The following is a 15,055-nucleotide window of genomic DNA, read 5'->3' on the forward strand; positions in this document are numbered from 1 at the left end:
GTCGAAGCGAGGTACCTACAATGATCGTGTGACGACTTTTCGTCGCGATAGCGAAGTCGAACTCGGCGACTACGTCGGAGGGATCGCCGCCCGGATGAACGAGCGGGTGACGGAAATCGGCACGACCATCCGGCGCAAACTCGAGGAAGAAATAGCCGAACTGCGCGAGGACACGCATTCGCGGGAACTGCTCGGGGCCAGCGTGCACGCGAATGTCGAGACACTGTTGCAGGCGCTGCGCCACAATATTCCGGTCGCGCGCGTCCAGGCGCCGACGGCGGCGATCGAATACGCCAAACGGCTTGCTCAGCACGAGGTTTCGCTCAATGCTCTGATTCGCGCCTACTGGGTGGGGCAGCGACGGATGAGCGAACTGGTGTTCGCGGAGGTGCGCGCCGCCGACATCACGCCGCAGCAGCGTGTCGATGCCCTCCAGACCATCACTACGACGCTGTTCAACTACATCGACTCGATCACCCGGCAGGTCGTCGCCGCCTACCAGGGCGAGCGGGAACAGTGGTTGGAGAATCAGAACAGCATTCGCACACTCCAGGTCCGCGAAGTGCTGACCGAGACCAGCGCCGTCGACGTCGACGCGGCGACCGAGTCGATCCGCTACCCGCTGCGCTGGCATCACCTCGCGCTGGTGCTGTGGTATTCGGAGCTGAGCACCGACGATGACGAACTGCCCCGGATACAGCGGTTCGTGCGGGAACTGGCCGAAGCGGCGAACACGTCGGCGCGCCCGCTGTTCGCCGCCGTCGATCGGGTCAGCGCATGGGCCTGGCTGCCCTACCTGTCGGTTCCCGCCGACCCGGTCGGCGCCGTACGCAGGTTCGCACGCGACCGGGCCGACGCTCCCTGTTTCGCGATCGGCACGCCCGGCGCCGGCGTCGAGGGCTTCCGGCGGTCCCATCGGCACGCTCAGGCCGCGCGCGCGGTCGCGCTCGCCCGCGGCACAGACGATCCGGGGGTCTTCTCCGCGACCGATCCGGGACTGTCGGCCGCGGCGCTGCTGGGTGGTGACATGGCGGAAGCACGGGACTGGGTGAGCGAGGTACTCGGCGATCTGGCCTCCGACAACGACAACGACGAGCGGCTCCGCGAGACGTTGCGGGTCTTCCTGCGCACCGGATCGAGCTACAAAGCCGCGGCCGCGGAAATGAACCTGCACTTCAATTCCGTGAAGTACCGGATAACGCGAGCGATCGCGCGGCGGGGTCGACCGATAGACGACGACCGGCTCGAGGTCGAGATGGCGTTGCTGGTGTGCCAGTGGTACGGGGGCGCGGCATTGCGCCGAGGCCCCGCGTAGCGCTCTTGTCGTCTCGAGCCTTGCGCCTGCACGTACCGAAGCTCAACACCCCGAAGGAGGACCTCGATCAGATCCTTCACACCTCCTGGCTCGAACCCATCACCCCGAAGCGAAGGAGCAGGCAATGTCCACCATCCACTTCAAGGAGACGACGAGCTCGACACCGGAGCAGTTCGTAGCAGCGCTCACCGATTTCGGGCCGGGCCGCTCACAGGTGTTCGGCAACAGCGCCGACGAATACCTCGAAGTGCACAACCAGGGCCGCCGTGAGGCCGACGTCACGGAAGGCTCGCGCGGCATCTGGGAACGCCTGCACTACGACTGGTCGAATCCGGAGCGTGTCGTCATGACGACCACCGACTCGAACGTATGGGGCGGCCACTCGGGCCACACCTACACCTTCAACCGCCGCTCGGACGGGAAGACCGATGTGGATGTCGTCATCGTGCGCGAGGGCAAGAACCTGAAAGGGCGAGTCCTCGAAGTCGTGGTCGGGACCGTCGGCAAACGCGTCCTGCGCCAGGCCCTCGACAAGACCGTGAAGGCCATCGAAACCCGCGACAACGGCGGAGGAACGGCAGAACGCCCGTAACAAGAACGACAAACTCGCCACGCAGAGGACGGGGAGGTTGTCGAGGAACTCGGGCGCGGTCCGGCCACTCGATCGTGCGAAAAACAGGTATACCCCTGGGTAATTTCACCGTCGCTCGACGTGGCTCAGCGGGGCAGTCTGGAGCGGAACTTGCCAGCACCGCCCCGGGGAGACTCGTATGCACACGAACCAGGTCGAGCACACGTCGAACGTCGTCGGAGGTGGCAGTGCGCTGCGCGCGGACGACATGTTGATGATCTACCGCTGCATGCGGTGCGAGAAGTTGCTCGCGCCGATAACGTCCGGGTGTTCGTCCTGCGGATCCGACGACCTCGAAAGTGTGCAGTCGTCGGGTGCGGGTTCCATCGTGTCGTGGCGGGTAGTGGATCGGGCCCCGACCGACAGGCAGGGCGGGTTGGTGCCGCTGACGATCGCCATCGTGGAGCTCGACGAGGGCCCGTGGGTCTACACATCGCTCGAAGGCGAGATCCCCTCGTCGGCGGGCCCGCCGGTGCGGGTCCAATTCCAGCCTCATCCCCGGGAAGGCAGGTTCCCGGTCTTCGCGGTCAGCAACCGTTTGCCCTGACAGTCCGACTGCGCGCCCCGCTGGATATATCCCGGCGATATCCTGGGGATACGTCACCGGGAGGTGTGCAGTGGTGGGTTTGCCAATGGGCTCGGATGGGGTGAATCGGTGTAGTCGATGACCGATGCCGATCCCCTCGCGACGCAACGCGACGCGTCCGGTTCGGTCGCGGCGGAGCTGGCGGCGGCCGGGTTGGAGGACGCCGCCGAGATCGGCCGAGGTGGTTTCGGCGCTGTGTATTGCTGCAGACAGGCCTCACTCGACCGGGTGGTCGCGGTCAAGGTCCTCACCGCCGATCTGGACGAGGACAACCGGGCCCGGTTCTTACGCGAGCAGCGGGCCGCGGGCAGGCTGACGGGACATCCCAATATCGTGCATGTCCTGCACGCCGACGTCACCGACGACGGTCGCCCCTACATCGTCATGCCGTATTACCCGCGCGGCTCGCTGGACGCACGGATCCGCGGCAGCGGGCCGCTGGGACTCGAGGAAGTGCTGCGGCTGGGGGTGAAGATGGCCGGGGCTCTCGAGACGGCGCATCGCGCCGGGGTGCTGCATCGCGACGTCAAGCCCGGAAATATTCTCTACACCGACTACGACGAGCCCACGCTGGTGGATTTCGGCATCGCTCATATCGGAGGCGGGTTCGTCACCGGCGCGGGCATCGTGACCGGGACGCCCGCCTTCACCGCTCCGGAAGTGATCGGCGGCGAGGCGGCCGGCCCGGCCGCGGACGTTTACGGCCTCGGCGCCACCTTGTTCGCCGCGGTCACCGGCCATGCGGCCTTCGAACGCCGCGACGGCGAGCAGTTGGTGGCCCAGTTCCTGAGAATCACCTCCGAGCCGCTACCGGACCTGCGCGAGCACGGCATTCCCGAGGCCGTGGGCGCCATCATCGAACGTGCAATGGCCGGTGACCCGAGCAGCCGCCCTTCCGCCGCGGAACTGGGTGAGCAACTCCGAGAAGCGCAGACCCGTTACGGTTTCCCCGCCGATGAAATGGCGTTGCACACCCTGCCCGCGGGCGAGCCCGAGGCCGAGTCACCAGGCCGGCAGTCTCCTTCGACGGGGTCGCGGCAGCTTCGAGCGATGGAGGCTTCGTCGGGTTCGGGGAGGCTTCCGCTGGAATTGACCAGCTTCATCGATCGACGAACCGAGCTGACGCAAGCGACGAACTCGTTGTCGACCTCGCGGTTGGTGACCCTCACCGGGATCGGCGGAGTGGGCAAGACGCGGCTCGCGGTGCAAGTCGCCACCACTGCGCAACGAGATTTCGCCGACGGTGTGGTGTTCGTCGAGCTGGGTGAGCTGCGTGACGAATCGCTGCTGGCGAGCGTCATCGCGGGCGCGCTGAACTTGCAGGACCGGTCGATGCGGCCGTTACGCGACGTACTCGCCGAGTTCCTCGCCGATCGCGAACTGCTGCTCGTGCTGGACAATTGCGAGCAACTGGTGGCCGCGGTGGCGGAACTCGCGGAGTCGCTGCTTCGCGCGTGTCCGCGAGTGCGGATTCTCGCGACGAGCCGCGAGCCGATCGGCCTCGCAGGGGAAGCGGTTCTGCCGATCCACCCGCTGGCCGTACCCGATCCGGATCGGCTACCCAGGAACCCGGCCCGCAATGACGCGATGAGATTGTTCGGCGACCGGGCCGCCACGGCCGTGCCGGGGTTCGAACTCACCGAGGACAACCAACGCCCCATCGCCCGGATCTGCCGGCAGCTGGACGGCTTGCCGTTGCCGATCGAGCTGGCGACGGCCTGGTTGCGGGTGATGTCGCCGGAACAGATTTTGCGACGCTTGACCGATCGGTTCGCCTTGCTCACCCGCGGCAGCAGGAGCGCACCGCCGCGGCAACAGACGTTGCGCATGTGCATCGACTGGAGCTACGACCTGTGTACACCGGTGCAACAACGAGTGTGGGCTCAGTTGTCGGTGTTCGCGGGCAGCTTCGACCTCGAGGCCGCGCAATACGTCTGCGGAGAGGGTCTGGCGGCGGAGAACATCCTGGATACGGTCGCGTTCCTCGTCGACAAGTCGATCCTCGTTCGCGAAGAGTCGGCGGGCGTGGTGCGGTTTCGGATGCTGGACACGGTGCGTGACTACGGCCGCGAAAAAGGGGAGCGGACCGGCCAATACCTCGAACTCTGCCGTCGCCACCGTGACTGGTACGAACAGCTGGCGCTCGATGCGAATGCCGACTTGATCAGTCCTCGGGACTTCGAGTGGGTCGGACGGTTGCGCCGGGAGCAGCCGAACATGCGGCAAGCGCTGGAATTCTGCGTGTCCGACAGCCCCGAAGCCGGAATCCGGATCGCCAACGCTCTGTTGCCCTTCCGGTTCTCCCACGGCTCCCTCGCCGAGGAGCGTCGCTGGCTGGAGCGTCTGCTGGCCCGCCGCACCGGCACAGTCACCGTCGACCAGGCCGCGGCGATATACGCGACCTGCCTCATAGCCGCAGTACAGGGCGACGTCTCAGGGGTGGCCGATCTGGTACGCGAAGGGCACGCGTTCGCCGAGCGGACGACCGACCCGCTGATCCGCGCACACATCGACTTCGCCGATGGACTCCTCGCACTGTTCAACGGTAACCTTGCCGACGCCCGCCCGTATCTCGAGAAAGCCCTCCAGGTGTATACCGAACGCGGCGGCCCTCTCCTCTTCCGAGTCGACGCGCTGACCTTTCTCGGTCTCACACACGGACTGGGTGAGGACAGCGCGCGGGCCATCGAATATTTCGAGCGCTCCCTCGCGCTCATCGAAGAACACGGCGGGACGGTATATCAGGCCTACGCGATGTGGGCGCTGGCTGTTTCGTTGTGGCGTCGGGGAGATCCCGTGCGGGCGAATCGACTCATCGTGCGAGCACTGCGGGTGAGCAGGAAGGTGGACGACCGCACGAACCTCAGCATGTGCCTGCAAGCGCTGGCGTGGATCGCCGCCGACCACGAAGCTGCCGAGCGTGTGGTCGTCTTGTTCGCGGCCGCCGAACAGATCGGCCGGTCCGTGGGTACCGCGCCGACCCAATTCCCAGAGCTGCTCGCTTATCAGGAAGAGTGCGAGCGCCGAACTCGAGAAGCCATCAGCGAGCAGGCCTACGCCGCGGCCCACCGGGAGGGCGCCGCGCTCGATCTCGACGCCGCGATCGCCTACGCCCTGGGTGAACCGGCCTCGCCCGCGGACCGAAATCCGTTGGGCAGCAAACTGACCAAACGCGAGCGGCAAGTCGCCGAATTGGTTGCCGAAGGCCTGACCAACAGGGAGATCGCCGCTCGCCTGGTGATCTCGCCCCGCACCGCACAGGGCCATGTCGAGCACGTGCTGACCAAACTAGGGTTCACCTCGCGAACACAGGTCGCGGCGTGGATAGCGGCCTCGCGCAACCCTTCGGGAACATGAGCGAACCGTCACGATCGACTACGCATTTCTCTGCCGGGCCAACCGGACGATGACCTCGCGGCCGATCCGTCGCGGTCGGTGCGAGAAAGCCTGCGCGACAAGCCGCGTCCGTGACGATGCTCGGTCGGCGACTACGCTCATCGCGGTATCGGCATAGGTCACGTGATCGACAAGGGGAAGGCGTAATGCAGGATCTCGCCGCGCGATTCGAGGAGCTGGGTCGCCTGGTACCGATCCCCCACCCATGGGACGTAACGGAGTACATCGCGCGGGTGGCAGAGTACCGGGAACGGCCGATCACGTTGTGCCCGATCGATGTCGGTGCACTCTCGGAGAACGGATGCGGCACCGGAAGCGGCCTGTGGATCGCCCGTGAAGGCGACGACGTGATCATGTACGGAGCCGACACCGAATGGCATGCCGATCACATCATCGCCCACGAGATCGGCCATATGCTGCTCGGCCACGGAGGAACCGCGAGCGGTACCGATGGTGCCGCGGCCGATCTGCCGTTGCGCGAATTGATGCCCTCGCTGTCGCTGGAAACGATCCGCAGCGTACTGCGCCGCCAGGACTACGGAAGTGAGCGCGAGCGCGCCGCCGAAACCTTCGCCGACCTGTTGCTCGTCGAAGCGATGCTGCCGAAGCGGTCGGCGAGCCGGTTCCGTTCGACGTTCTTCCGAAACCGGCATCGGTGAGATGACTTCCCCGATCCCGGGTTCGATCACCTGGCCCGTCCTGACAGGTATCGCGTTGGCGCTCGTCGGTCGGTGGTGGCTGTTGCCGGACAGCGTCGTCGACCGGCTCGTCGATCGCGCGCTCGCCGCCGCTGTCTTCGAACACCTGTTGCGGGAGGCATGGTTCGAAAAGTCACTGGCCTGGCTGCTGCCCTGGGACGACAGCGACGTGGTCAACATCGCCCGGCAGCTCTCACTGGGAGCAACCGTGCTGGCCGTCTCGAATATCTACGGCATCGCCAAGCTGTGGGCAGGCGCAGACCCCGCCCACACGTGGCACAGGCAGCGGCGCTACTACCTGCTCACCGCCACCATCACCGTTGTCATCCTGATCGCAGGGACGCCCGCCCGCCGCGCCGACCAGTTGATCGACCAAGCCCTCGGCTGGCCTGCCGTCGTGATCTGGATCGCGTTTTCCCTGCCGCTCGGTGCGACGGCTGTGCTCGTCAGCCGGGCAAGCGTGCGCGAGATGCGCGCCGCGGGCGATAGCACCTGGCAGGAACGCGCACTGTACACAGTGGTCCTGTGCACCGGGGTGGGCATGGGGATCGTCGCGGTCGCATACCCGATCGATTCGCTTGTCGGTGTCCTGGCGGGCCGACCGTCATTCGATCCCGAAATGCACTGGAAAGCATGGTGCGGGTTCCTTCTCTCGGCGGTCGGCGCTCCCGCCGTGGTCACGGTGCCGCTGATCAGCGCCTTGGTCTCCCGCGTCGGATGGGACCGTACCAGCCGATATCGCCGCCGCTTGCAGCCGATGTGGGCCGATCTCACCGCAGCCGTACCGGAAATCGTCATGGAGACGCGGCGCGACCTCGACGGCCGAACAGACCCGGCCATCCGCCTGCATCGCATGACGGTCGAGATCCGCGACAGCCTGCTGCATCTCAAGCGCTACAGCGACAGCCCCGACGATCTGGCCGCCACCGGCGGTGACCCACACATCTATGCTCGTCGCGTCGCCGAGGCCATCGCCACAAAAGCTGCCGGGCACGCCCCGAGCACGAGCCGGCTCACGCCGCGGCACCAAATCCAACCGGGGGCAAGGGATCTCACCGCGGAACTACGCCAGCTCCTCGCACTCGCCAAGGCATGGCCACACGTCCGCGGCCTGACGAAGTCGCCGTAGCGTCGCGCATCGGTGTATCCGCGGACGTATCCGCCACCGTCGACTGCTCGATATTCCTCATCGGCGCCGTCGGACCTCGAACGTCATCCCTGCGGCTCGCATACGGTCGGAGAGCGCGTCGCCCAGCGCCGTTGCCGGACTGAGAATTCCGGCCAGTCGCGGCAGCTGTGCGCTGTCGAAAGCCGGGCACAGGCCGGCCTCGCCGAGCATCACCGCGGTCGCCTGATAGCCCGGCGCGGGCCTCGTCGTTCGGCCCGGTGCCCGTTTCGGGAAGCACTCGATCGAGAACCGTGCGCCCATCGCGGACCTGGACAGCACCGCGCCTGCCGCCGGCGATGCCCGCCGTGACCGCGGCGGCGATCAGCGGCGCGGCCGGTGAATCTCCCGCATGCATGACTTCTCGGTAGCAGACCGTTGCCAAGCCGGACGATCTTCGTGTTCTGCGGTGCCATGACGAACGTGCCGACCCACCCCCGCAACGTCGGATCGAGCAACCTGCGGGCATTCATCGCCCGCCCGTGTCTCCCGCTCGGAAGACGCCGACGACAGCGTGTCGATCATGTTCCTGCGCCGGCGCGCTTGGTCGCCGCCTCGGACTCCGCTGCGAGGTCGGCGCCCGAACCGATGCCCTGCTGATCGGCGACCAGCGCCGCATGTCGGTCGCGCTGGTCGTCGTAACTGCGGTGTACCGCGGCGACGAGCACGTCCAGCTGCCGCTCGAGCGGTGGGTGCCGCTCGGGCGGTGCGACCGTCAGGAGGTCTTCCAGTGCGGCGCGTAACCGGCGCGATGCCTGGGGGGAGGCGGCTCCGGCGAGACAGAGCTCGTCGAACGCGAGCCGGACGTAGCCCGCCCAGCTGAGCGTGCGCTCGATGAGCCGAACCTCGCCGCCGGCGTCGTGGTGCCGGCCGGAGGGGAAGTCGCGGTTGGCGAGCTGCCGCAAGCAGTCGTGCAGGCGGTCGATCACCATCACGGCGGTGGTCGGGTCGGTGAACGGTTGGGCCAGACCACGCTCGGCGATGTCGACCAGCTTGCGGAAGCCGTACGCCGGGTCATCGCCGTGGGTCCGCTCCGCGGCGAGGACGACGAGGCGTGCGACGCGGGCGTGGTCGAGACGGACAGGGTCGCCGTGCACGCGGAACAGCGGCGCGCCTGCCGGTACGAAGTCGCCCATCAGGGGGACCATCTCCACCACGCAACCGGCCTTGGACGCCGCCGCGACCAGCGCGGGACGATCCAGGTCGATAACGAGCCCGGGTTCGGGCGAGACCACGACATCAGGCTGGGCGGGCGGCGGTCCCTTCGCCGGGTACTTGCGGTCCAGCTGCTCGTGCAGATGATCGCCGACCAGGTCGATCAGGCCCGAGGCGCGCAGCGCGTTTCCCGAATGGTGGATGTAGAGGAACAACGCGGCGATGCTGGCCAGCACCAGCAGGTAGGCCACCGACACGGTCAGGCCTGGCACCGCCCCCTCGCCCACGGCGTTGACCTCGCGGAGCGCGAGCATCGCGAAGATGAACGTCGAGGCGAACAGCCCGTACGCCAGCTGGCTGCTGCGGTCCTGGAGCAACGCCCGCACGATGCGCGGCGAGAACTGCCCCATCGCGAGCTGGACGGCCACCGTCGTCACCGTGAGCACGAGCGTGGTCAGGGTGACCATCGCGGCGGCGATGGTGCTGAGGATGTTGGACACCGCGTCCGCCGAGCCCGTGATCGTCACCGGGATCAGCCGATCGCCGAACTGCCGATCGATCGCCACGGTCACGAACGACAGCCCGATCGAGGCCAGCACGCATAGCAACGGCGTGATCCACAGGCTGGACCGCAGCCGATGACGGAACCGCAGGCACACCATCAAACGCCTTTCTCCTCCGGCCGTGCCCGAAACTCACGGTGCGCCACCCCGGCGGGCAGCGGGGCCGCTTTTCCACTGCTCCCGGGGCTATCCGCGATGGCGCCCTGTCGACGTAGTTCACTGCTCACATCGCCGTTGCGGCTGCCTCGGCGACAGCCTTGTCCTGCGCTCCGGTGCCGCCGCTGACGCCGACCGCCCCGACGACCTGGCCGTTGTGCCGCAGCGGTACACCGCCGGCGAAGATCATGATGCGCCCACCGTTGGAGGTATGTATCCCGTAGAACTGCTCGCCCGGACGCGCGTCGGCCGCGAGGTCCTCGGTCGAGATGTCCAGCGCTCGGGCGGTGAATGCCTTGTTGATCGAGATGTCGATGCTGGCGATCCATGCGCCGTCCATCCGCACATGGGCAACGAGGTTGCCGCCGGCATCGACCACCGCGATATTCGACGGCGACTCGATCTCGGCGGCTTTGGCCTGCCCGGCGGCAATCACCCGCTGCGCATCGTCGAGGGACACCGAGGTCTGGTTCATTGTCATGACGCACCTGTCCCGGTCTTCGCGAACTGCCTGCCCTGCAGTGCATTTGCCATCGTTGCGCTCCTCTCGGTCCGGGCCGCCTCACGGATGCATTACGACCTTGGTCCATCCGTCGTCACGGGCATCGAAATGCTGGTAGCCGGACTCGGCCTCAGAAAGCGGGATTTCGTGAGAGACGATCCACGACGGTTTGGCCCGGCCTTCATGGATCAGGTCACGAAGCTGGCGGTTGTAGTGCTTGACGTTGGCCTGCCCGGTTCCGGCCTTTTGACCCTTGAACCAGAACTTGCCTATGTCGAAGGCGATCTTGCCCTTCTTCTCCAGCGGGTCGGGCGCGTTGGGATCTCGCGGCAAGAAGATGCCCACCACGCCGATGTGCCCGGTGAACCGCACCGAATCGACCAGCCGGTTCAAGGTCATCGACGAATCCTCATGTCCCTGCGGGTCATGGGCTTGATAGCCGACGCACTCACAACCCTTGTCGGCGCCGTGCCCGTTGGTCTGCTCCAGCACCTGTTCGACCGGGTCGCCCTTCGAGTCGTCGATCGGTATGACGCCGACCTGCTCGGCCAGGCGCAACCGGTCTGGATGCCGGTCCACTATCATCACCTTGCACGCGCCCTGGATCATCGCCGAATATGCCGCCATCAAGCCCACCGGGCCGGCCCCGTAGACCACCATCGAATCGCCAGGCTGCATATCGGCCAGACGGGTGCAGTGCCAACCGGTCGGGAAAATGTCCGCCAGCATCACATAGTCGGTTTCTTTGTCCTGAGCATCCTCAGGCAGCCGCAGACAGTTGAAGTCGCCGAACGGCACCCGCAAATACTCGGCCTGTCCGCCCCAGAACGGTCCCATCCCGGCGAAACCATACGCGGCGCCCGCCATGTTCGGATCCGGATGCGCCGTCAGGCAGAACGCGGTCAACCCTTCCTCGCAGTTTCGGCAGAAACCGCAACCAATGTTGAACGGTAGGCACACCCGGTCCCCGGCGGTGACCTTTACCACCGCATTGCCCACCTCGGCGACGATCCCCAAGTTCTCGTGACCGAGGACCATCCCGGGCTCCAGATCGGTGCGGCCCTCATACATGTGTAGATCCGACCCGCAAATGTTGGTGCTGGTGATCTTTACCAGTACATCGGTCGGCTGCTCAATCCTCGCATCGGGCACATCCTTCACATGAACCTGACGGGGCCCGTCGTACACAAGCGCTTTCATCTCGATACTCCTGACATGCGGCGTTTCCGATTGACGCCCGGCGGCCACAGGCGGTTACGTGTGAGCGACCGACCGAACGAACCGTTCTGCTGGGGTAGCCGACGCGACAGCGCACGCAACGGAAAGAACACACCAAAACTCAGGCACGCCACCATGTTTCGCGTCATGGACAACAAGCAGGTGGGTGCATTCCAGGCGTCGCGTTCTCTCCACCCTGGAGTCTCCTCTTTCGGCTCCGCGATCGCTAGGGGTCTCATTGATTTGTGCGCTCGGGCGGACTGGAAGCCCGCCCGCAAGCTCGACAGAACCCGCGTCACCCGCCCGGCCGCGAACTTCGAGCGTAGGAGCACAGCATGTGTCCGGTGGGGCGTCTCAGGCGTCGAGGGCGGCCTCGACAGGTGGGTGTCGACGATACCGGCGTTCGCCATGCAGCAGGATGACGATGCCTCGTCGGTGAAGTCCTCGCGCAGGTGGCCGCTGTTCCTGGCGCGAGCGAGGATGGGGCCGTGACTCCCGGTGCTTCCGTGATTACACTGTGTGGCGTAGTTGGCTTCCTGCTTTCGACTTGCTGGGGCTATGTCACACCGCTCAGCAGTCCCGATCTTTCGTATCGGAGTTCTACTCGTGGAAGCACCGGAGTAGTGGCTGATGCCCGGAGTGCGCGCACCGGTCGCCTCGAGCGGGTTCCGGCACTCTTATGCCCCGGCCGGGGTGTGGACGCCACCGCCTCCCGTTCTGTCGACGCCTACCGGCGTATGAAGAACTTTCAGCGGTTGAGCCGTCCGTGAGTTCAAGCGGTTGACCGACCAGCCGGACGCCGAACTGGTTCGCGCCGGCTCGGTGAACACCGAAACCATCGACGCCCAGGGGGCGTGATGTCAGAGTCCAGTCGTGGGACCTCCGCGGTCCGTCCGCACCAACCTGCCCGCCAGGTAGTAGCAACATTCGACAACTACGCCGACGCTGAAAGCGCTGGCGACTACCTCTCCGACCAGCAATTCACGGTCGACGAACTGGCCATCGTCGGACGCGACATCGAGCTGCCCGAGCAGGTCGTCGGCCGATTGAACTACGGCTGGGCCGCTCTGCGAGGCGCCGCCGCCGGCGCGCTGACGGCGCACTGTTCGGCTTACTCATGTACGCGCTGCGGGGCGGCCGGCGCGACTTCACCTCGATCCAGTCATTACAACCACGTCACTACGAAGTCCTCGCCGACGTCGAGGTCGCGGACGAACCCGTTCGCCTGCTCACCGGCCGGACCGATCGAAAGGAATGAGTCATGGCGACTGCTGTAGGTATCGACCTGGGCACCACGAACTCGGTCATCGCAAGCTGGCAAGGCGGCGAGCCGGGGGTGATCCCGAATGCCGAGGGAGCGCGGACGACGCCGTCGGTGGTGGCCTTCACCGAGAGCGGGGAGCGGTTGGTGGGTCAGCTCGCCCGACGGCAGGCGATCTTGAATCCGAAGGGCACAATATACTCCGCGAAACGCTTCATCGGACGTCACTACGACGAGGTCACCGAGGAGGCCAAAGCGGTCAGTTTCGACGTCGTACCGGGTGATAACGGTGAGGCTCGATTCGACGTCCGGGGCAAGAAGTACGCGCCGGAGGAGATCAGCGCCCTCGTGCTGCGCAAGCTCGTCGACGACGCGAGCAAGTTCCTCGGTGAGAAGGTCAAAGAAGCGGTCATCACCGTTCCCGCGTACTTCAACGACGCGCAACGCAACGCCACCAAAGACGCCGGCCGGATCGCAGGCCTCGAGGTTTTGCGGATCATCAACGAGCCGACCGCCGCGGCACTGGCATACGGCATGGACAAGCAGACCCACGAGACCGTACTGGTCTTCGACCTCGGCGGCGGCACCTTCGATGTGAGCCTGCTCGACGTGGGCGAGGGAGTGGTCGAGGTTCGTGCCACGGCCGGCGACTCCCACCTCGGCGGCGACGACTTCGACCGACGTCTGGTGGACTACCTCGCCGACGAATTCCAACGGGCGGAGAACATCGATCTGCGCAAGGATCCCCAGGCGTTGCAGCGCCTCTTCGAGGCAGCAGAGAAGGCCAAGGTCGAACTGTCCTCGGTGACACAGGCCCAGGTCAACCTGCCCTTCGTCACCGCTGACGCGAACGGTCCGAAGCACCTCACCACCACGATCATGCGATCGAAGTTCGAGGATCTGACGGCGGATCTGGTGGAACGCTGCCTCGGCCCGGTGAAGCAGGCGATGAGTGACGCCAAGGTCACCGCCAACGACATCGACGAGGTGATTCTGGTCGGTGGTTCGACACGTATTCCGGCGGTGCAGGCGCTGGTTCGCCGGCTCACCGGCGGCAAGGACCCCAACATGAGCGTCAACCCGGACGAGGTCGTGGCGCTGGGTGCCGCAGTCCAGGCGGGCGTGCTCAAGGGCGAGGTCTCCGATGTGCTGCTGCTCGATGTCACCCCGCTGTCCCTCGGCGTCGAGACCCAGGGCGGGGTGATGACCAAGATCATCGAGCGCAACACGACGATTCCGGTCCGGCGCAGTGAAGTGTTCGCCACCGCGGAAGACAATCAGCCCGCAGTGGATGTCGTGGTCCTGCAGGGCGAACGCGAACGGGCCGCCGACAACCGGGTGCTCGGTCGGTTCCGGCTGGAAGGCATCCGCCCGGCACCCCGTGGCGAGGCTCAAGTCGAAGTCACGTTCGACATCGACGCCAACGGCATCCTCCACGTCACCGCCCGCGACAAGGACACCGGTAAGGAACAGAGCATCACGATCAGTGAGCAGGGCAACCTCGACCAGAGTGAGGTCGAGCGCATGCTCGCGGAAGCCGAACGGAACCGGGCCGAGGACGAGGCGCTGCGAAAGGCGGTCGACGCGCGCAACGCGCTCGATTCGGTTGCCTATCAAGTGGAACGGCGACTCGCCGAACTCGGCGACAGTGCGCCACCGCACGAGAAGGCACGCGCCGAGATGCTGATCGCCGACGCCAGGAAAGCCGTGGAAGACAATGCTCCCCCCGAGAAGGTAGAGCCACTCACCTCCGAGCTGCAGCAGCTGCTCTACGGGCTCGCACCGGTCCAGTCCGGCGGCGGAGACGGACACCAGGCAGGCGGCGGAGACGCTGCGTCGTCGGGTGACGACGACGTGGTCGACGCCGAATTCGATCGAAGCTGAGGCACACGATGGAAAGGTCCGCAGATCATTCGACGACCGAGTCGGCTACCGACGGGGATCAGACCGAGACGGCGCCGGATCGCACCGACACGGGGGCCGAGCTGGCTCAACTCGAGGACCGCTGGCGCAGGGCCCTCGCGGATCTGGACAACCTGCGCAAGCGGTTTGCCAAGGATCTGGACCGTGCCCGCGCCGCGGAGGTGGCGAAGGTTTCCGCTGCGTGGCTCCCGGTGCTGGACAATTTGGAGCTCGCGCTGGCCCATGCGGGCGGCGATCCCCAGGCCGTCGTCGAGGGCGTGAAGGCGACCCGGGACCAGGCGGTGCAGGTGCTGGCCCAGCTCGGCTTCGAGCGCCATGACGAGGTCGGTGTGCCGTTCTCCCCGGAGCTACACGAAGTGGTCAGCGTGGTGTCCCAACCCGACGTTCCCTCCGGGACCGTGATCGAGGTCTTGCGCCCGGGCTATGGAGAGGACGGTCGGCAGTTGCGTCCCGCCTCGGTGGTCGTCAGCCGACCCGAGGGGTGAG

The 15,055-nt window shown here is 66.2% G+C and carries 11 protein-coding genes and 1 pseudogene; 9 read left to right on the forward strand and 3 right to left on the reverse strand.

From position 1 onward, the window contains the following. Window positions 1–94 precede the first annotated feature (94 nt). The 6 genes from ACWEH3_RS17750 (at window position 95) to ACWEH3_RS17775 (ending at window position 7,755) form a co-directional block, all read left to right on the forward strand. On the forward strand, window positions 95–1,315 hold the full coding sequence (locus tag ACWEH3_RS17750) for a helix-turn-helix domain-containing protein (RefSeq protein WP_450017356.1): 1,221 nt from the start codon (window positions 95–97) through the stop codon (window positions 1,313–1,315). A gap of 124 nt (window positions 1,316–1,439) precedes the next feature. Further along, window positions 1,440–1,907, forward strand: coding sequence for a hypothetical protein (locus tag ACWEH3_RS17755; RefSeq protein ID WP_450017205.1), 468 nt, complete (start codon window positions 1,440–1,442; stop codon window positions 1,905–1,907). Window positions 1,908–2,085: 178 nt separating this feature from the next. Continuing rightward, window positions 2,086–2,493, forward strand: a complete 408-nt coding sequence (locus ACWEH3_RS17760) for a Zn-ribbon domain-containing OB-fold protein (protein WP_450017207.1) — start codon at window positions 2,086–2,088, stop codon at window positions 2,491–2,493. 117 nt (window positions 2,494–2,610) lie between these two features. After that, window positions 2,611–5,889, forward strand: coding sequence for a protein kinase domain-containing protein (locus ACWEH3_RS17765; protein ID WP_450017209.1), 3,279 nt, complete (start codon window positions 2,611–2,613; stop codon window positions 5,887–5,889). Between the two features lie 185 nt (window positions 5,890–6,074). After that, a complete protein-coding gene (locus tag ACWEH3_RS17770; protein WP_450017211.1) occupies window positions 6,075–6,587 on the forward strand; it encodes a hypothetical protein in 513 nt (170 codons plus the stop codon). A 1-nt stretch (window position 6,588) separates the two neighbouring features. Beyond that, on the forward strand, window positions 6,589–7,755 hold the full coding sequence (locus ACWEH3_RS17775) for an MAB_1171c family putative transporter (RefSeq protein WP_450017213.1): 1,167 nt from the start codon (window positions 6,589–6,591) through the stop codon (window positions 7,753–7,755). Between the two features lie 557 nt (window positions 7,756–8,312). Here the strand turns inward: ACWEH3_RS17775 and ACWEH3_RS17780 are convergent. From ACWEH3_RS17780 to ACWEH3_RS17790, 3 genes are all read right to left on the reverse strand, one after another. Continuing rightward, the gene (locus ACWEH3_RS17780; RefSeq protein WP_450017215.1) at window positions 8,313–9,608 is read right to left on the reverse strand and encodes a DUF2254 domain-containing protein; all 1,296 of its coding nucleotides are present in this window, start codon (window positions 9,606–9,608) and stop codon (window positions 8,313–8,315) included. A 124-nt stretch (window positions 9,609–9,732) separates the two neighbouring features. Next, window positions 9,733–10,146 carry a GlcG/HbpS family heme-binding protein gene (locus ACWEH3_RS17785; protein ID WP_450017217.1) on the reverse strand — a complete coding sequence of 138 codons (414 nt, stop codon included), beginning with the start codon at window positions 10,144–10,146 and terminating at the stop codon, window positions 9,733–9,735. Between the two features lie 81 nt (window positions 10,147–10,227). Beyond that, window positions 10,228–11,367, reverse strand: coding sequence for a glutathione-independent formaldehyde dehydrogenase (locus ACWEH3_RS17790; RefSeq protein ID WP_450017219.1), 1,140 nt, complete (start codon window positions 11,365–11,367; stop codon window positions 10,228–10,230). Window positions 11,368–12,242: 875 nt separating this feature from the next. Between ACWEH3_RS17790 and ACWEH3_RS17795 the strand changes: the two are divergent. The 3 genes and pseudogenes from ACWEH3_RS17795 to ACWEH3_RS17805 all read left to right on the forward strand — a co-directional run bounded on the left by ACWEH3_RS17795 (window position 12,243) and on the right by ACWEH3_RS17805 (window position 15,054). Then, window positions 12,243–12,643 (forward strand): annotated as a pseudogene (locus ACWEH3_RS17795) (general stress protein). 3 nt (window positions 12,644–12,646) lie between these two features. After that, the gene (dnaK, locus tag ACWEH3_RS17800) at window positions 12,647–14,530 is read left to right on the forward strand and encodes a molecular chaperone DnaK (protein WP_450017221.1); all 1,884 of its coding nucleotides are present in this window, start codon (window positions 12,647–12,649) and stop codon (window positions 14,528–14,530) included. 8 nt (window positions 14,531–14,538) lie between these two features. Next, on the forward strand, window positions 14,539–15,054 hold the full coding sequence (locus ACWEH3_RS17805) for a nucleotide exchange factor GrpE (protein ID WP_450017223.1): 516 nt from the start codon (window positions 14,539–14,541) through the stop codon (window positions 15,052–15,054). Window position 15,055 lies beyond the last annotated feature (1 nt).

This window comes from Nocardia sp. NPDC004718 (genome assembly GCF_053601535.1).